This is a genomic window from Holdemanella hominis (genome assembly GCF_014306155.1).
GTDB classification, from domain to species: domain Bacteria; phylum Bacillota_I; class Bacilli_A; order Erysipelotrichales; family Erysipelotrichaceae; genus Holdemanella; species Holdemanella hominis.
The window spans coordinates 84,410-104,229 of the sequence record NZ_JACRWH010000003.1; the positions used below are offsets into that span (position 1 = coordinate 84,410).

19 protein-coding genes are annotated in these 19,820 nt (G+C 34.8%); 5 read left to right on the top strand and 14 right to left on the bottom strand.

Features of this window, described 5'->3' with window-relative positions:
- The first annotated feature begins 97 nt into the window (after positions 1-97).
- From H8911_RS01830 to H8911_RS01840, 3 genes are all read left to right on the top strand, one after another.
- Positions 98-1,435, top strand: coding sequence for a TrkH family potassium uptake protein (locus H8911_RS01830; RefSeq protein ID WP_117924714.1), 1,338 nt, complete (start codon positions 98-100; stop codon positions 1,433-1,435).
- Between the two features lie 12 nt (positions 1,436-1,447).
- Positions 1,448-2,095, top strand: coding sequence for a potassium channel family protein (locus H8911_RS01835; protein ID WP_186998526.1), 648 nt, complete (start codon positions 1,448-1,450; stop codon positions 2,093-2,095).
- 253 nt (positions 2,096-2,348) lie between these two features.
- On the top strand, positions 2,349-2,681 hold the full coding sequence (locus H8911_RS01840; protein ID WP_186998527.1) for a hypothetical protein: 333 nt from the start codon (positions 2,349-2,351) through the stop codon (positions 2,679-2,681).
- A gap of 286 nt (positions 2,682-2,967) precedes the next feature.
- Here the strand turns inward: H8911_RS01840 and H8911_RS01845 are convergent, their stop codons facing one another.
- From H8911_RS01845 to H8911_RS01890, 10 genes are all read right to left on the bottom strand, one after another.
- Positions 2,968-4,260, bottom strand: a complete 1,293-nt coding sequence (locus tag H8911_RS01845; RefSeq protein ID WP_186998528.1) for an ATP-binding protein — start codon at positions 4,258-4,260, stop codon at positions 2,968-2,970.
- A 167-nt stretch (positions 4,261-4,427) separates the two neighbouring features.
- Positions 4,428-5,444, bottom strand: a complete 1,017-nt coding sequence (locus tag H8911_RS01850) for an alpha-hydroxy-acid oxidizing protein (protein ID WP_186998529.1) — start codon at positions 5,442-5,444, stop codon at positions 4,428-4,430.
- A 2-nt stretch (positions 5,445-5,446) separates the two neighbouring features.
- Positions 5,447-6,472 (bottom strand): ethanolamine utilization protein EutH, encoded by a 1,026-nt coding sequence (gene eutH, locus H8911_RS01855; RefSeq protein WP_117925111.1) that lies wholly within the window; start codon positions 6,470-6,472, stop codon positions 5,447-5,449.
- Between the two features lie 50 nt (positions 6,473-6,522).
- Positions 6,523-8,409, bottom strand: coding sequence for an extracellular solute-binding protein (locus H8911_RS01860; RefSeq protein WP_186998530.1), 1,887 nt, complete (start codon positions 8,407-8,409; stop codon positions 6,523-6,525).
- 2 nt (positions 8,410-8,411) lie between these two features.
- Positions 8,412-9,239, bottom strand: coding sequence for an ABC transporter permease (locus tag H8911_RS01865; protein WP_117925107.1), 828 nt, complete (start codon positions 9,237-9,239; stop codon positions 8,412-8,414).
- A gap of 3 nt (positions 9,240-9,242) precedes the next feature.
- Positions 9,243-10,826: an ABC transporter ATP-binding protein gene (locus H8911_RS01870; protein ID WP_117571399.1), complete on the bottom strand. Its 1,584-nt coding sequence runs from the start codon at positions 10,824-10,826 to the stop codon at positions 9,243-9,245.
- Between the two features lie 20 nt (positions 10,827-10,846).
- Positions 10,847-11,380 carry a cupin domain-containing protein gene (locus tag H8911_RS01875; protein ID WP_117925105.1) on the bottom strand — a complete coding sequence of 178 codons (534 nt, stop codon included), beginning with the start codon at positions 11,378-11,380 and terminating at the stop codon, positions 10,847-10,849.
- Between the two features lie 128 nt (positions 11,381-11,508).
- A complete protein-coding gene (locus H8911_RS01880) occupies positions 11,509-12,120 on the bottom strand; it encodes a hypothetical protein (protein ID WP_186998531.1) in 612 nt (203 codons plus the stop codon).
- Positions 12,121-12,208: 88 nt separating this feature from the next.
- Complete coding sequence (locus H8911_RS01885) at positions 12,209-12,799, bottom strand: hypothetical protein (protein ID WP_186998532.1); 591 nt, start codon at positions 12,797-12,799, stop codon at positions 12,209-12,211.
- 11 nt (positions 12,800-12,810) lie between these two features.
- The gene (locus H8911_RS01890) at positions 12,811-13,428 is read right to left on the bottom strand and encodes a flavodoxin family protein (RefSeq protein ID WP_186998533.1); all 618 of its coding nucleotides are present in this window, start codon (positions 13,426-13,428) and stop codon (positions 12,811-12,813) included.
- A 64-nt stretch (positions 13,429-13,492) separates the two neighbouring features.
- Here H8911_RS01890 and H8911_RS01895 point away from each other — a divergent pair, with 64 nt between their 5' ends.
- A complete protein-coding gene (locus H8911_RS01895) occupies positions 13,493-15,991 on the top strand; it encodes a translation factor GTPase family protein (protein ID WP_186998534.1) in 2,499 nt (832 codons plus the stop codon).
- A gap of 44 nt (positions 15,992-16,035) precedes the next feature.
- The gene (locus H8911_RS01900) at positions 16,036-16,944 is read left to right on the top strand and encodes an FAD-dependent oxidoreductase (protein WP_186998535.1); all 909 of its coding nucleotides are present in this window, start codon (positions 16,036-16,038) and stop codon (positions 16,942-16,944) included.
- 79 nt (positions 16,945-17,023) lie between these two features.
- Here H8911_RS01900 and H8911_RS01905 read toward each other — a convergent pair whose 3' ends face one another.
- The 4 genes from H8911_RS01905 to H8911_RS01920 all read right to left on the bottom strand — a co-directional run bounded on the left by H8911_RS01905 (position 17,024) and on the right by H8911_RS01920 (position 19,773).
- The gene (locus H8911_RS01905; protein ID WP_186998536.1) at positions 17,024-17,881 is read right to left on the bottom strand and encodes a YitT family protein; all 858 of its coding nucleotides are present in this window, start codon (positions 17,879-17,881) and stop codon (positions 17,024-17,026) included.
- 81 nt (positions 17,882-17,962) lie between these two features.
- On the bottom strand, positions 17,963-18,298 hold the full coding sequence (locus H8911_RS01910) for a nitrous oxide-stimulated promoter family protein (RefSeq protein ID WP_255466249.1): 336 nt from the start codon (positions 18,296-18,298) through the stop codon (positions 17,963-17,965).
- Positions 18,299-18,353: 55 nt separating this feature from the next.
- The gene (locus H8911_RS01915) at positions 18,354-19,115 is read right to left on the bottom strand and encodes an ABC transporter transmembrane domain-containing protein (RefSeq protein ID WP_186998537.1); all 762 of its coding nucleotides are present in this window, start codon (positions 19,113-19,115) and stop codon (positions 18,354-18,356) included.
- 82 nt (positions 19,116-19,197) lie between these two features.
- A complete protein-coding gene (locus H8911_RS01920) occupies positions 19,198-19,773 on the bottom strand; it encodes a peptidylprolyl isomerase (RefSeq protein WP_186998547.1) in 576 nt (191 codons plus the stop codon).
- Between the last annotated feature and the right edge of the window lie 47 nt (positions 19,774-19,820).

The following is a 19,820-nucleotide window of genomic DNA, read 5'->3' on the forward strand; positions in this document are numbered from 1 at the left end:
TCATCTTAACATTGTCTTAACATAATGTTAGAATACTTTATAGAATCTTAATACAGACTAGTGTAGAATGTTTTAAGATATTAGGATAGGTGGTTTTATGTTTAAAAAACGTATGAAACGCATTACCCCAGGACAAATGATTATCCTCAGTTTTGCGACTATGATATTTATCGGTGCCTGCCTGCTTATGCTTCCATTTTCCACAAACGATGGTAAGGGCGCACCCTTTTTAGATGCATTATTCACTTCAACCAGTGCCTCCTGCGTAACCGGACTGATTATGCATGACACAGCACAATATTGGTCCCCCTTTGGACAACTCATTATCTTGATTCTGATTCAAATTGGAGGTATGGGCGTCATTACGATGGCCATTCTACTCTTTGTTCTTGGAGGCAAGAAAATTGGTTTTAAACAAAGATATTTTATGCAACAATCTATTTCTGCCCCAAAACTAGGAGGTATTATCCGAAACACAAAATGGATTATAAAAGCTACAATATGTGTCGAAGCACTAGGTGCCATCTTATTAGGCATACGCTTCTTACCGCGTTTTGGACTTGTCAAAGGCCTATGGTATTCCATATTCCATTCCATCTCAGCCTTTTGTAACGCAGGTTTTGATCTAATGGGTACAAACCAAGCTTACTCATCTTTAACAGGATATGCCGGCGATATTTTAGTATCCAACGTCATTGCAGCACTAATCGTACTTGGTGGTTTAGGCTTCTTTGTCTGGAAAGATGTTGTTGAATACAAACATCATTTACATAAATATTCACTACAATCCAAAGTTGTATTATTTACTACTGCAACATTGTTGATCATCAGTACACTCTATTTCTTTATCAATGACTTTAGCCATTGGAATATGCGTCTAGCCGATCAAATCAACGTTTCCATTTTCCAAGCCGTATCCCCAAGAACAGCCGGATTTAATACGATTGATTTAAACAAAATGAATCAAAGCAGCATTTTCTTTATGACACTATTAATGTTGATAGGAGGAAGTCCACAAGGTACGGCCGGAGGATTTAAAACAACAACACTAGCCGTATTAATTCTAAGTATTCGTGCTGTATTCAATCATAAACAAAACCCACAATGTTTTGGAAGACGCATTTCCATGGACACATTAAACAATGCGACCGCCCTATTTATGTTGTTTATGGTATTATTCTTTACAGGAACATTCCTTATTTCAGCCTTCGATCAATTACCCATTCTTGACGCCCTATTTGAAGCGGCCTCTGCCATTGGTACCGTCGGATTGACATTAGGAATCACACCTACATTATCAAGTGCATCACATTGTATTTTAATTTTCTTGATGTTCTTTGGAAGAATTGGAGGCTTAACTTTACTTTTAGCCATTTCGAAACATCAAGTTGTCGCAAACACAAATTTACCACAAGAAAATATCACAATTGGATAACAGGAGGAACATATGAAATCAGTATTAATTATTGGTATGGGACGTTTTGGTCGTCACATGGCACAAAAACTATATGATTTAGGACATGACGTTTTGGCCATTGATAAAAATGAAGAAAAAATCAACAAAGTCCTTTCTTATGTCACAAACGCTCAAATCGGAGATTCTACCGACGAAAGCTTTATTGACTCACTAGGCGTATCGAACTTTGATCTTTGCGTTGTAGCCATTGGAGATGACTTTCAAAGCTCACTCGAAACAACAGCCCTATTAAAAGATTATGGATCAAAACTTGTTGTCGCAAGAGCCGTGCGCGATGTACACGCTAAATTCTTATTGCGCAATGGAGCCGATGAAGTTGTATATCCTGAAAAACAAATTGGTAACTGGGCCGCCGTACGTTTTTCAAGCGAAAACATCTTTGACTACGTACAACTTACTCCAGAATATTCCATTTATGAAATTGCCGTACCAACCGCTTGGATTGGAAAAACCATGTTAGAACTCGATATTCGTAGAAAATACCATATCAACATTCTAGCTACAAAATTCAATGGAATTCTAGACCCACTTCCTAGTGCTGAACATACTTTCCAAGAATCCGAAAACATTCTTATTCTTGCGCAAAATTCGGACGTACAAAAATTCCTTCGTTTTTAATGAAATCTTAACATGATTCCTCATTCTTTTACACCATTTAAACATTTAAAATTCTACAATAAAGGTGTAAGAAAGAGGCGATTATTTATGTTAGGAATTTTATCAATAGGATCCGTAATCTACATTTCTTTCTTAGTCCCACGACTTTTAAATCACATCTTAAATATCACTCACCATTAATGTATACCGCGAGCATATCAATTATCCCCATTTTTAAGTTATAAATATACTTAAGAAAGGGGATTTTATTATTATGAAAACATGGAAACTAGTCAGTGGAATCATTTCCATTGTACTAAGTGTATTTGGCGTATTCCAAAGTATGATGGCAGGCCTTGCCAACGCACTAGAAGAAAGTGGACAAGTAAGTGGAAGTGCAGGACTTGTTGTTAGTATATGCATGCTTTGTGGAGGAATTGTATCGATTGTATCTAGAAAGAACAATTCAAAAGGAACCAACATTGCACTTATTATTCTGTTTGGTTTAGCTACATTCACAGGCTTTGTACTTGCAGGAAACTACTTCGACCTATATATTTGGTCAGCATGGTGTTTAATCAAGCAGTACTTGCCTTCATCTCATTAAGAAAAGGTATCAGAAATTAAAACTGATACCTTTTTAAATTAATAACTAACAACGATTTTTTTGACATAGATAGTCTTCTACAACTTCGAATAAATCAGGCGGGTACAAATAATCATCATCAGAATCGTCAACTATGCGATACTAATTTTTCTCAATTGATAAAACTTTATAAATTGCTCCTTCTGTTAAATCTATATCATCTAGATGTGCAATATATCTAACCTTCATCTAACCACCCCTTGATTTCAAATCAACCTTTCAAACATTTTGGCAATTAAACAATTAACTACAATAAATTCTTTGTTTTTCGAACCAAGTATAATGGAAGATTCGTGAAATCACCATCTTTACGATATCCACGCTTAGAAAAACGATATGCATGTTCTGGTGCATAATTTGCGACATATGTCTTAAAAGAAGTGGCAGATCTATCCTCACCACCCTTTACTTCAATTGGAATAATTTCCATTTTATTTTGAACCACAAAATCAATTTCACCATTTCTATCCGAATAATATCGAGGTTCAACTTCAAATTGGCCTTTTAATTGTTGTAACACATAGTTTTCTGTCAACGGCCCTTTAAATTGGTAATCCGTTTTCAATAATATGGTGCCATTATCCACACCCGCCATTTGTTTAAGAAGCCCAGTATCAAACACAAACAATTTAAACTGATCCAATTTATCAAAAGCAGACAACGGATGTTCCATCTTAGACACATTATATACACGATTAAGCATACCTGCTGATACAAGCCATTCAATAGCGTCTTCAAAATCTCTAGCTCTAGCACCTTCACGAACGGCACCATACATAAACTTCTCATTTGGTTTCGCAAGTTGAGCAACAATACTTCTAAACACCATCAAAATACGTCCACTATTCACTTTTCCATTGTGTTTAGAAAAATCATTTTCATAAACCTCAATCAATTCTCTTTGAATTTTAGATATCATAGTAGGATCCTTGTACTTGATCCATGAAGATACACATTCAGGCATACCCCCTATAATAAGATAATAATTAAATACATCCAATAGGCGTTGATGAAAAATCTCTTCAATCACTTGTCCTTTTTGAACACTTTCATAATATGCATATAGCCCAGAATCAATCGCATCTAAAAATTCATCAAACGTTAATGGATAAATATCTAAAAGATTAACCATACCTACAGGATATGACTTTGGCTTTGCCAATAATGTACCTAAAAGACTTCCTGCCGCTATCACATGATATTCATTCGCCTTTTCTTTGAAATACTTCAGTGTATTTAATGCTTCAGGACACTCCTGAATTTCATCAAAGATAATCAAAGTTTTTTCAGGCTCAATTTTTTCATCACTGATCATAGAAAGAAGTTCAATAATACGATGTGGATTTTTATTGGTTTCAAAAATAGATTTTAATTCATCTTCTTCATCAAAGTTAAAATAAACATAATTATCATAATAATTCTGACCGAATTCCTTCATCAACCAAGTCTTACCAACCTGTCTTGCCCCTCTTAATACCATTGGTTTTCTCTCAGGACTATTTTTCCATTGAACTAGTTCTAAAATCGCATTTCGCTTCATGATACCACCTCTTAATTATAAATTAACACATTTTTCCTGACTTTTCTACATCTATTCAACACATTTTTCCGGACTTTTTAGTATTGTTTTTACACATTTTTCCGAGATTTTTAGTATCTATTTTGCACATTTTTTCTCTACATTAAAAAAGACAGCATTTAAGCTGCCTATCTTACCATATCACGAGTGATGTCTTTTAAGCTTTTAGCCCCACACATCTCCATAGTATCTTGAAGTTCACTGCCAAGTTTATCCACTAAGACTTGAATACCTTCTTCTTTTGCTCCATAGATCGCATTCACAAATGGACGAGCTACAATGACAGCATCCGCACCTAATGCCAAAGCTTTAAAGATATCGACACCATTACGAAGTCCACCATCCACAAAGATTTTCATACTGCCATCTACAGCTTTTACAATCTCTTCGAGTACTTCAGCAGTTGCAGGCGTCTGATCTTGAACTCGACCACCATGATTCGAAACCACAATTGCACTAGCTCCCGCTTCTTTTGCCTTTAAAGCCCCCTTCACACTCATAACACCCTTCACAATAAATGGTACAGGTGTATTTGAAATGATTGCCTTTAATTGTTCTGTATTCATTCTTCCTGCAGGAGGCTGACACCCCTTCAAGAAAGGAAGTCCAGCTGCATCTACATCCATAGCTACCGCAAAGGCATTACTGTTTAAAGCTAAATTTAGCTTTTCCAAATAAGTCTCTAAGCTCCAAGGTTTAACCGTTGGAATACCATACCCATTATTCTCTTTAATAATTCGTGTCGCATTTTCCATTATACTAGGATCTTTTCCATCTCCTGTAAACGCACAAATGCCTGCTTCTATACAACCTTTTACTAAGATATCATTGTATCCATTATCATCATATGCATCTGAATAGTGCATAGCTACAGCTCCTACAGGACCTGCAAAAATCGGATATTTAAATGTATGACCAAATAGTTCTAATTCTGTACTTACTGGCTCATTATCAGTAATTGTATCCATATTCACACGAATGTTTTTCCAAGCATCATAGTTACGCATCGCAACATCCCCAATCCCTTTAGCACCAGGACCTGGAATCGTATTTCGACATGCCCTTCCATCACATACAGGACAAGACTTACATAATTTTGTCCCCATCACTTCACGACTTTTTTCCATCAATTCCATATAATTCATAATCATTCCTCCATTACATTCGCTATAACTAAACCTAATATTCCGGCTACCAGTTTCACAACCACAAACCAAGTCACACTTGCAGGATTGACTGAGGCAATAAAACCGAGTTGTCCACCAAACACAAAAGCTCCACTCAAAGAAAAGGCAGCATTTATAATCTTGCCCTTCTTATTCATCTTACTAAATAAAGGAAGCATCGCAATACTTGTTCCAAAAGATAAGATAATTCCCATCACTGAGTATTTATCAATATTTAGTATTTGACCTACTCTTTCAATCTGATTTGAAAACTTTCTTAATACAATTTCACAAAACACTAAAGAACCACATACAATAATACTCATTTGAAATACAATGCGTAGTGCTTCATTGATTAATGTCGCATTTGTGAAGTTCAAATTGAAAAAGAAGGTTAGACAAACTAGAAAAAAGAAAATATACCCAAGCATTTGTACTAATTTAGAAAAAACGGTTAATACTACAATTAATGTTTGAAATGAAATAAAAAATAAACCAATCAAAATAGCACAAATAAGAATTACGGGTAAAAACACAATCAAAAAATGATCAATATGCAATAAAAAGCCACAACCAATAAGAATAGGTAATAAACCTAAAATACCATACACAACTCCTTTTAAATAGTGATTCAAATCATCTGTATCCAGTTCATTTAAAAAGATTGGCAATTGAAAACTAATTAAGCATCCTAAAGTGGACGTTAATAATACACCACAGAAAATCAAGATATTATCTGCATGTGTCATAGACTCTATAATGGAATATCCACCAAGATCTGGCGCCAACAAACTTGAAATAATCATTTCTTTATTTTCAAATAAAGTGGCATGACCATTTAAGAACGCAATCGCAATACAATAAAAGCCTCCTACGCTCATCATAAAATCGCCCATCGTTATAATGCCTCGATCAAAAGAAGTGGCTAGTCCAAGTCGATTCTTAAACATCTTGTCAAATAAGCCTAAAGCAGCAAAGCATAATAAAATAAAAATAATCGGATTCATGCATTCATTCTATAATAATAATGAAAAAAAGTCGAAGAAATTTTCTTCGACTAATGTGCGTTACTTGCCGAAACTTTTACTCTAGACCACAAATCCGCAATGATCTTACGTGTAGTTTCATCATATTGGAATACTTCATCCTTATCGTAACCAGCACGAGGTGTATATGCGTTGATACCATCATAATCTCCGCCTTTACCACCAAGTTCTTCCATAACTTCTTTATTTGGTGAAGTATATCCAACATAACTCGAATTATCCATAGCTGCATCATAGCTAGTAATATAACGAATAAACTCATTCGCAAGCTTAGGATTCTTCGCATTCTTAGGAATAACCATCGCATCTGACCATAAGTTTGTTCCACTCTTTGGCATATAGAATCCCATATTTTCATTTTCAGACATGACATAAGCCGCATCTCCAGAATAAATAACTCCTAAAGCCTTTCTTGCCTGTGCCATATTATCAATAATTTCATCTGTTACAATTTCTGGATCCATTGTCTGAACACATTGAATCAACCAGTTATATGCTGCATTCAATTCATCTTGACTTGTCGTATTCATTGAATATCCAAGAGCTTTTAATGCCATCATGAATGAATCTCTTTCAGAATCATATAGATAGATATCTCCCTTAAATTTCTGATCTAAGAAAATATCCCATCCATCTTTTTCCAAATCTTCTTCAGATACTTTTCTCTTATCGTATACGATACCAACAGTACCCCAGAAATAAGGAATTGAATATTCATTCTTTGGATCATACGGAAGACCTTTGATCGCATCCACCAATTCACCTAAACATTCTTTGCGAGTTTCTGGCTCTAATTTTTGAAGCATTTTTTCCTGCATCATTCTTTGAATCATATAATCACTTGGAACTAATACATCATACGCATCGCCATTGGCAACCTTAATATACATCTGCTCGTTTGAATCAAAGTTATCCATGATAACCTTAGCTCCCGTTAACTCTTCAAAACCTGAAATGATATTTTCACCTGTATATTCACCCCAGTTATATACATGTAAAGTTTGTCCTGCATAAGGCTGACTACCAGCTGATTTATTCAAGCCAAATAAAGAGGCCACTAAACCAACTACCACGACACCCGCAACAGCCCATTTCCAAGGTTTATTTTGTTTTGAAGGACTTGTCTTTTTACGAATCATTGGCAAGACATTCACAATTGTTAGAGTGATTGTGATCAACAAGACAACCAATGTACTAATCGCATTTACACTTGGATTAATACGCTTAGACATTGTATACACCATAATACTCAAGTTCTTTACACCTTGACCCGTTACAAAATATGAAATAACGAAATCATCAAAAGACATTGTGAACGCAATCAAAGCACCTGAAACAATACCCGGCATAATTTGTGGCACAATAACTTTCACCAAAGCTTGCCAAGGCGTAGCCCCTAAATCCATTGCAGCATCGGCCAAGTTTGGATCTAATGATTTGATCTTAGGCATAATACTCAAAATAACATATGGAATACAGAAAGCAATATGTGCTAATAATAATGTCACAAATCCCTTTTCAATTTGGAAAGTAATAAATAGAAGCATCAATCCAATGGCAGTAACAATTTCAGGGTTCATGATTGGAAAATCATTGACCTGACTGACAAAAGCACGCAATACTTTCTTTGACTTTGATAAACCAATCGCCGTAATCGTACCGATGATCGTAGAAATAATGGTTGCCAATAAGGCAATAATAATTGTGATATACAAAGATTCCATCATACTGTGATTTTTAAGCATAGCCTCATACCAACGTAACGAGAACCCTGTAAAGTGTGTTAATGATTTTGAACTATTAAAGGAAAAAATAATCATGAATAATATTGGTGCATAAAAGAACACCAATAATAAAGCCATGCCTACTTTACCTAATACTCTCTTATCTTTCGACATGCCTATTTTTCCTCCTTATTACGCTCTTCCAATTTCCTTACAAGCATCATTAGAAGCATCATGATCATAGCCATGATCATTGAGATAGCTGAACCAAAGTTCCATTCTCCCACAGTAATGAATTGGTTTTCAATGACGTTACCAATCAAGAAGAATTGTCCTCCACCCAATAATTTAGGAATGAAGAATGAACTTACAGCTGGCAAGAACACTAATGTGATACCTGAAACTACGCCCGGTAATGAAAGTGGGAAAATAACCTTCCAAAACGTTTGGAATTTATTGGCCCCCAAATCCTGAGCCGCCTCTAATAAAGATTTATCCATCTTCGTTAAAGCCGTGTTGATCTGCAGAATCATAAATGGCAAGAAGTTATACACCATACCAATCAATACAGCAGCCTCTGTATATAAAAGTTCTGTATGAATTCCAAACAAGCCTAAAAAGCTACTAATAATTCCATCACTTGATAAAATACCAATCCATGCGTATGTTCTTACAAGCATATTGATCCATGTAGGAAGAGTAATCGCAAGAACTAAGATTTGTTGAACTTTAGGACTATTCTTAGAAATAAAGTATGCGATTGGATATCCAATCAACAAACAAATAATGGTTGTCTTAATGGCAATCCATAAAGAACGCCATAAAATCAACAAGAAATCTTTGTCTGTAAAGAAACGAACATAGTTATCTAATGTAAGCTTAAAGTGCACAATACTGTTGCCTTGCTGAATGATTGAATAAAACGCAATCAGCAACATCGGAAGCAACAACATGATGCAAGCCCACACAATATAAGGGATTGCTAATTGTTGAAATTTTTTCATTTTCTAGAATCCCATTTTCTCCATAACATGAATATCTTCCGCAAAGAAAGTAAGTCCGACTTCTTTTCCTTCCTCTACATAATCCGTTGTATGAATCTTAAATTCACGACCCGTCGTCCAGAAAGTAACCTTATAAATTCCTTCCTTGATTGTTTCAGGATCAAAATCATAATCTACATCTAGATCTACTGTTTCGTTTTCGTCATCCAACTTCCAACCCTGTGCATTTGCCCAAGTCTTCAAGTCTGTATCAATAGCCATGGACTCCTTGATTTCATCCACTGTTTTAAAGAAGTTAAACGCAGAAACGGCTTCATTAGCCTTCTTGTTTTCAACAACCCTTTGGTCCACAACCCAAATCTTACGCGTAATTGAAGTTTTATTGTTTGTTGAGAAAGTAACAGTATATTCTCCTACTTCCTGTTTTAAATCTGTATCAATATCATGAATTGAAATAAACTCATCTGTTTCAGGATTCCAAGCCTGTGCATCGGCACGCGCAATGATTTCTTTATCATCAATATCCTTCATATCTTCTAAGTCTAGATAGAAGTCGTTGGCAGAAATCTTTTCTTTTCCATCTTCACTTGTGATCGCATAGTTCTTGTTTACGTGCATATTTACCGTAACATGCGTACCAGGAACTGTTTCCACCATAATTTCATAGTGAACACCCTTAAATAATACACTCTCAACTTCACCAGTCATCTTGCCATCTTTCACATCCACAATATCAATATCTTCTGGGCGAATTACGACATCCACCGGTTCATTTTCTTTATATCCAACATCGACACAATCAAATGTAATATCATCAAAACGCACTTTCTTATCGCAAACCATACGTGCTGGAATAATATTACTTTCCCCAATGAACTTTGCAACATATTGATTGACTGGTTCATTATAAATGTCTTCTGGACTACCAACCTGCTGAATCTCGCCATCCTTCATGATAACAATCTTGTCTGACATTGTTAGTGCTTCTTCCTGATCGTGCGTAACGAAGATAAATGTGATTCCTACTTCTTGTTGAATCTTCTTTAATTCATACTGCATTTCTTTACGAAGCTTTAAATCCAACGCACTCAAAGGTTCATCCAACAATAATACGCTTGGCTCATTAACTAATGCACGCGCAATCGCAACACGCTGCTGCTGACCACCAGATAGTAAAGTAACATCTTTATTTTCAAATCCTTCAAGACCAATCAACTTCAACATTTTCATGACCTTTTGATCAATAACGTCCTTACTCATCTTTTTAATTTTCAATCCAAACGCAATATTGTCATACACATTCATATGAGGGAATAGTGCATATTTTTGGAAAACCGTATTCAACTCACGCTTATAGGCTGGCACTTCACAAATATCTTCTCCATTCAAGATGACTTGTCCTTCGCTAGGTTCTAAAAAGCCACCTAAAATACGTAATAAAGTTGTTTTTCCACAACCACTAGGACCTAATAATGTGACAAACTCATTTTCATATATATCTAAATCAATACCCTTTAACACAACTTGACCATCAAATTCTTTTACGATGTGGCGAAATTGAATTAATTTATTCTTTTCCTGTTCCATGTATGTTCTCTCCTTGTCAATTAAAATACAGGCGGTGTAGATACCCATAATACTTTGGCATCCGCACTCGATACGTTTTCTAAATAATGCCCTTCCTTACCTGTAATATAGAAGGTTTCTTTTGATTTAACTTTTAACCTTTTATTACCAACAACTAAAACAACACTGCCCTTTAAAATATAGCCAAATTCTTCTCCCTCATGAGCCTTGACTTCCTGTGACTTTGCGCCCGGTTTTAAAGTCAATAAAAGAGGTTCCATCTGATTCTTCTGGGCATTAGGAATAATATATTCCGTAACCAAATCATCTTGCTCATTCACAAAAAAATCTTGCGTATGGAAAACAATCTGCTCTTCCTTGCTTGATTGAAAGAAATCTGCCAAATTGGTACCTAAAGCTTCCAATATATTCTCCAATGCAGAAATGTTTGGACTTGTTAAGTCGCGCTCTAACTGCGATAAAAAGCCTTTCGTTAATTCACTACGATTCGCAAGTTCTTCCAAAGTCAACCCATTCTGGGTTCGAAGCTCTTTTAGTTTTTTGCCTATTTTCATTCAATCACCCCCTGTTTGTTTTTTATACTAAACTTTTTGTTTCATTAAAAGAACAAGTCTATTATATAGGAAACCATCAATTATGCAAGAAAAAAAGAGCATTTTTTTGCTCTAAAGTTAAAGTTATTTTACTGCTTCATATTTCTCAAACGATACAATACACAATTTGTCATAACTGCCAAATATAAAGCCTCACTCATACCTTGTGTCTGTAAAGTCAACGGATAATTATCACGAATCATAAAGTCCATACTGATGTTTGTTCTTTGCGATATTTTTAAGATCTTATCCACATTGATCTGTCCCTCATCCCAATACTTAGCAGTGTTTCTCGTTACTTCCATATATTTGCCAAATTGAGTTTGTGAAAGCGAAAAAACAACTTCTCGTATAAAACGCATACGATCACCCATATCATTTTTTAAATTGTATTCAAAATCCTTAAATTTCGAACTTCTTTTAATATCTGTAAATAGTTCAGGATGAATCAATTTCATAATATCTTGAACCTGATTCCATGTTAAGCCTTCTAAATTAACGGGCTGATTATACATTTGATCAAAGAAAATCGAATCAATAGATTGATGATTATAGTCTGCAAGAATAAGTACAATACGCGTTTGCGTGCGATCCTCAGAATGAATTTGCCTTCTAAAATTACGCAAAGACATATGGGCTGCTTTGGCAACTACTTCCTCTGAAATATTATTATCTTCAATAAATTGCACAATTTGTTTCATAAAAAAACACCTCCACGTTAAACATAGAGATGTTTTTTACATTTGTACTCGACCGAAAATCGAAAATCGGTCGATGAAAACGATTTTTTTAAGCTTTTGTCGTATTTTCGTTTTGAATATTCTTAATAATATCCGTTAAATCCGCTTCATTGATAGCACCATCATAGAAATCATTCAACGTTTCAATCAGACCCTTATCATCTGGTAAAACCGTTTCAAACACTTCTTTCATGTGTGCAGCCTCCTGACTTGAACCTGCATACTTAACAGTCGCATGAATCATAGATGTATAGATAACATTCACCAACATTAAGTGATACTTATTGTTGTAGCCATCATTACGATTATCAATGATTGTATTGGCACTGATTAGAGCTGCACCTTGATACTTGGCTAAAGTAGGAAACTCTAAATAAAGTCCCTTTACCGTCTTATATGTCATTAGTTTCAGTGCATATACACACGCAAATTGTTCTAAATCACCAAACATACGTAAATGATCATCACTGTCTAGAACCTTTTTAAAATTGATATCTAATAATCTTGCCAAAACATCACTCACACATTCAAGATTGGTCTTACAAACCACTTCCTGACGACCATCTAAATCCGTTGTGATTATGAATAAATCGCCTTCGCGATCATAAAATATATTATCTGGATGTCTTAAATTCACCATGTGATCACCTTTTAACGAATAAAATTCGTACCCTTTCTAATTTCCTTTTCAGGCAAACCATACGCTTCTTTACCTAAGGCAATACTTTTCATCAAGAACGTCATATTACGAGCTAAAGCACGCATTGTTTGTTTACCCTCTTCATCCTGATTGGCTTCTTGCGCAGTATTTCCATGAATTGAATTCCAATATTGACTCGAAACAACAGGCATACCACTGATTGTAAAATACTTATTTAATTCATCAAAAGTAGCACTCGCTCCGCCACGACGACAAGAAACAACACTAGCCCCCACCTTCATTGTCTTATCAAAACGCGAAATATAGAACAAACGATCTAATACTGCAATCAATGTTGCATTCGCGCTGGCATAATATACAGGACTTGAAACGACCAATCCATCCGCTTCTTCAAATTTAGGTAACAATTCATTGACAATATCATCATATACACACTTGCCAAGTTTCGTACAAGCACCACAAGCTAAGCAACCACGAACAGCTAAGTTTCCAACTTGTACAATTTCGGTTCCTACACCATTTTCTTTAAATACAACTTCCATTTCACGCAAAGCCAAATCATTCACTCCACTCGCATGTGGACTACCATTCAACATTAAGACTTTCATATTTTTCCTCCGAAAAAACCTATCTCTATTTTATCATTTGCGTCAACATGATAAAATGATATTTATGAAACGAATAGTAACTGGAATATTAGCGCATGTCGATGCAGGTAAAACTACTTGTATCGAAAGTATGCTTTATACATCAAAAACAATCCGAAAATTAGGACGTGTCGACCATCAAGATGCCTATTTGGATTATGATAATCAAGAAAGAGAAAGAGGCATTACCATTTATTCAAAAGAAGCTCACTTTCATTGGAAAGATAGTGAAATCTATTTGATTGACACACCCGGCCACGTCGATTTTTCAAGTGAAATGGAAAGAAGTCTTCAAGTATTAGATTTAGCCATTCTTTTAATCAACGGACAAGACGGTATTCAATCTCACACTTCTACCATTTGGAAATGCTTAAAACACTATAAGATTCCTACGCTGATCTTTATTAATAAAATGGATATTAGCTATAAGACACAAAAAGAGCTTATGAATGATCTTAAAGTGCATTTTTCATCCAACTGTATCAATTTTAAATCAAAAGATGCTGAAGATGAACTGTCCATGTTGAATGAAGATATCATGAATCACTATCTAGAAACCGAAGAAATCGATTCATCACTTCTTCAACAAGCCATTTTTAAAAGAGAATGCTTCCCCGTATTCTTTGGCTCTGCCTTAAAAATCCAAGGCATCGAAGATTTAATGGATGCGATCATCGATTTATCTTTTATCCAAGATTACCCTGAAGATTTTGGTGCTCGTGTATACAAGATTTCAAATGATGACCAAGACAATCGTTTAACCCACGTAAAGATTACGGGTGGTGTTTTAAATGCCAAAGATAAAGTTGGTACAGATGAAAAGGTAGATCAAATTCGTTTGTATAACGGAAAACAATTTGAAATGGTACAAACCGCTTATCCAGGAATGATTTGTGCACTAAAAGGATTGAACAAGTATGAAGTAGGTCAAGGGCTAGGCTTTGAATCTGACACGACAAAACCACTCTTAAATGCCTATATGAATTACCAACTCCTACTTCCCGAAGGTGTAGATGCACTCACTATGATGCGCTACTGCAGTGTACTTGCTCAAGAAGATCCGCAGCTACAAATTGAATATGATGAGCAGACGAAACAAATTTTCTTAAGGCTAATGGGATCAATTCAAATGGAAATTCTTCAAAAAGAAATTGAGAAAAGATCTAAAGTTAAAGTTGGTTTTACAACGGGTAAAGTTTTATTTAAAGAAACCATTCAAAATAGTGTGATTGGTGTAGGGCACTTTGAACCTTTAAGACACTATGCCGAAGTACACTTAAAACTTGAACCATTACCTAGAGGTAAAGGACTTGTGTTTGAATCAAACTGTTCCAATGACGATTTAGCTTTAAACTGGCAAAATCTGATTTTAACGCATTTAAAAGAGAAACAACACAAAGGCGTATTAACTGGATCGCCAATTACCGACATAAAAATCACTTTAGTGGCCGGTAAAGCGCATTTAAAACATACAGAAGGTGGGGATTTTCGGCAAGCAACCTATCGTGCTATAAGACAAGGTTTAAAAGAAGCAGAATCTGTATTATTAGAACCTTATTATAGTTTTGAATTAGTCGTTGAAAATCAATATGTTTCAAAAGCCTTGTTTGATTTAGAAAACAAGCATTGCTCATTTAAAATTGAAGAAGACATCAACAATCTTGTTCACATAAAAGGAACGGGACCCGTTCGTGAGTTGATGGACTATCAAAAAGATGTCATCGCATACACAAAAGGAAAAGGCCAATTTATTTGTGAATTAGAAGACTATCATGAGTGTTTTAATCAAGAAAAGATCATTGAAGAAACAAATTATGATAGTGAAGCCGATTTAAACAATCCAACCGGATCTGTATTCTGCGAACATGGAGCAGGTTATTTTGTGCCTTGGGATGAAGTCAAGGAGCATATGCACATCCAAATTAAAGAAGCCAACACAACTTCCTATGCTTCTTATGTAAAACATACTGTTCGTGAAGAAGAATTAAAGAAAGTATTTAATTCACTTGGTGGAAACAACAAGAAAGCTGAAAAGCCAATCAAGAAAAAAGCGAAGGTTGATATGAATTTAAATCAGATTCATGTCGAAGATAAAAAGCCAGAATGTTTAATGATTGACGGTTACAATATGATTTATGACTGGCAAGATTTAAAAGATATTGCCAAAGTAAACATTGAATCTGCTCGTGATGAATTGATCAATCGAATCTCGAATTATCAAGGATATAAGCGGATCAAAGTCATCTTAGTATTTGATGGATATCGCGTTAAAAACAATACAGGTTCACATTTTAATCAAGGAAATCTAGACATTATTTATACTAGATACAATCAAACAGCAGACAGCTATATTGAAAAGGCTGTACACGACTTAAAAAAGAAATATGAATTATCAGTTGCGACAAGTGATGGCTTGATTCAAAATGCGATTTTGGCCAATGACGCAAAAAGAATTTCAGCTCGTGAACTTGAGATTGCCGTAAAAAACGTAAACAAACGAGCTCTTTCGTACCTAAGGAAATAGTTTATGATATAATTAAGTGGCGAAAAAGATGGAGGAATTTAATTATGACAAGAAAGATTGCCATTATTGGAGCCGGTCCTGCTGGCTATACATTAGCTCAAGAATTAGTTAAAACAGAAAATGAATACCAGATTGATATTTTTGATAAGGAAGCTGAAATTGGTGGAGCCATTTATACAGGTATTCCTGAATATCGTATGCCCAAAACATTCTTAGAAAAAGCCTATAACGGATTGATTGAAGCCGGTGTTAAATTCCATTTTAATACTTTTGTGGATCAAACTATGTTTAAGGAATTACAAACAAACTATGATTATGTAGTTGTAGCAATTGGTGCCCAAATTGAAAATACTTTTGGTTTTGAAACAGGTAATGGCGTCGTTGCCGGCTTAACATTACTTTACGATTTAAATATCAATCACAAACAAGAAGACTTCAAAAAATATAAAAAGGCCATTGTTTGGGGTGGTGGAAATGTTGCGATGGATTGCGCAAGATCATTAGTTCGTATCATTGATGATGTCACAATCGTATATCGTAGATCTTTACAGGAAATGCCTGCAAGTCCTGCAGAAATCAAAGCCTGTGAAAAAGAAGGTGTTAAGATTGCCTTCTTAAACAACATTAAAGACATTTTAAAGGATGAAAACGGAAATGTTTGTGGTGTTCAAGTTGCGAAAATGGAACTTGGAGAAATGGATGAATCTGGAAGAGCAAGCTGCCACGAAGTAAAAGATTCATTATTCACAATGGATTGCGATCTAGTTGCGATGGCTATTGGTCAAAAAGTAGACTTCACTCCATTAAATGACGATTTAAAAACAACCAATACACACGCCTCTACATTAGATAATGTATTCATTATTGGAGATGCCTTCACTGGGCCAAAAACAATTGGTAGTGCTGTAATGGAAGGTAAAAAGATTGCCAAAGAAATCATAGGAACGAAATAATCGTTCCTATGATTTCTTTGGAAAACAAAAAAACTACCCACACCAACTCTTGCAAAGTTTGTAGGTAGTTTTTACTACATCATAATCTCTTTTCAAATCCACCATCAATTTCTTGATCCTCGCTAATTGTCACAAAAGCCTTTGGATCAATTTCATTGATAATTTTTTTGAAGTTACGAATCTCATACTTATTGACAGCACAAAATAAAATATATTGGTCTGTATCTGTATACGCACCTTTCCCCATCCAATACGTTACTCCACGGCCGGTTCTTTCCATGATCACATTTTTCATATTCTCTTTCTTTGTGAAAATCAATACAGTCATGTTGATATTCTGATAATGGATGCGATCACTAATAAAGTAAAGAATTGCCACAAAGATAATGGAGTAAAGTGATGTCTGCAAATCAAAAATAAAGGCACAAATTGTAAATAAAATTGAGTTGATAATAATTGAAAGCTTACCTACCGAAAAGCCTGGTTTTGTCTTAGATAAACATACACCGGCAATATCCATACCACCGCAACATCCACTACTCTGTAAAGCAAGTCCAACTCCAATACCACACATTAAGGCTCCAAAAATACAATTTGAAAGCATATCTGGCATAATCACAAAAGATTGCTTTGGCAAAATAGATAGAGTAATGGTTTGCACCACCAAACTAATGACCGTCTTGATACAAAACTCTTTGTTCATAATCTTAAATCCCATCACAAACAAAGGAATATTAATCATAAAGTTAATGATTCCCACCAAATTCATATGCCCAAGACTTGGAATCATCTTCACAATAAAATACTCAATAATCTGTGCAATACCAATGGCACCACCAAAATTGATTCCATTAGGTGTCACAAATAAATAAATTCCTAACGAAAGTAAAATACTTCCTATAATTAACTCAATATACTTTTCAATATTTTCTCTCATTCTAAAACCCTCTAAACACTAGGCATTATATCATTTTTGCATATTTTTAAAGAATATTTTTTACTTTTATGCATATTTTTTCTATTTGTCTGTAATTTGGTAGTACAAATGACGAATCGCCATGATAGGATGATACACCAACATTCTAGGACCAGAAAAACGCATGACCTTACGAATCTGTTCTCTTTTATCCTTCTTGTAACAATGTACCTTACATTGCGAACAAAATGTCTTTGTTTCCATAAAAGGACGCTTTTCAATGTGCATATTAAGTCCGCCTTGTTCATGTACAAAATCAAGGATACCCACCTTTTCTAATACGCTATTCATTTCTTTTTCAGAGGCATCTTTAGCCACCGACAAATTGTCTTTAAGCGTTCCACTAAACAAATAGCTTTCTAAAGAAACCAAAGCCATATATGGATAGATATTAATATCCTTGATTTCATAATTTGATAGCTTCAGTTCACCCCTATAATTCGAATATTGTCCCCATCAATAAAGAGACAATTGTACTCTTACCACTCTCACCTACAAAACCAATCATTTCTTTAAATGCTTTAAAGTGTATACCCTGTAAAACTTCCTTATCGGTATATCCAAAGTGTAGATTGTGAGCAGAAATTGAATATGAATCTAATTTTACATTTTGTTTCTCCTCTATTTCCTTTTCTAATATCGCAAACAACTTATCACTTGCCGCCATACCATTCCTCGCAATATGAAAATATGACCCTAACTGACGCATAGGAATCAGTGGAACACAAACCAGTAGAACCAAAGCGGCTTTAAAATTCATAAATGAAATAATGATAAATAAAGTTATTGGTGCAATTAAAGAATAAAAGAATTGCGGAATATAATTCGCAAAATAGGTTTCTAATTGTTCAATACCTTCACTTGATAATTGTACAATTTCTGCTGTACTCCACTTATTTGTATACTCAATTCCAATTTTAGACAGCTTCTTATATAAACGAGAGCGAAGCGTTTCCTTGACAATATGACTCGATAAATACGACATCTCAATTGCCTTTTGATTTACAATATAGCGAAGTATTAAACATATAAAAATGATTCCAATACATAATATATTTCTATGTTTTGCGATAATCAAGCATAAACATGCCGTAGAACATACGTTACAAATTAATCTTATCCATTGATATAACACATTCTTTTGAATATACGGAATACTTTCTTTTACCGAAAACAATAATTTTTTATTGATCATAATTCACCTCAGTTAGTCTAAATAAATTGAGTTTATAATGACTAACAATAAATATCAAACAAAAAAAAACAACTAGATTTCTCTAGTCGTTAATTTCAGATACCTTAATTGTTTTTATGACAGGCTGCTTACTTTCGGCAATTGTACCATTATCATCCATGGGATCTGCATCCTCACAAATTTGATCTACGATCTTCATTCCTTTAGTAACATGTCCAAAAGCTGCATATTGTCCATCTAATGAATCATTGTCTTCTTGCATAATAAAGAATTGTGAACTTGCCGAATCATAGTCTGAACTTCTAGCCATAGAAATAACACCACGTTTATGTTTGATATTATTCTTTACACCATTATCCTTAAATTCTCCCTTGATTGTCTTATCCGATCCACCTGTACCATTCGCATTGGGGTCTCCTCCCTGAATCATAAAACCTTTCATGATACGATGGAATGTCAATCCATCATAGAACCCTGATTCAGCTAAATCTACAAAGTTCTGTACCGTAATTGGAGCTGTTTTACCATCTAATTTCAGTGTGATTGTTCCATAGTCCTCCACTTCAATTTTGGCGATATACTTCTTCGTCTCTTTTTGACACCCAAATAAAGATATACATAGAACCAACGAACATAGAATCGTTAATAGTTTTTTCATCATTTTCCACCTCTTCCTTATTTTAACAGGACAAGCCAAAGAAAAAA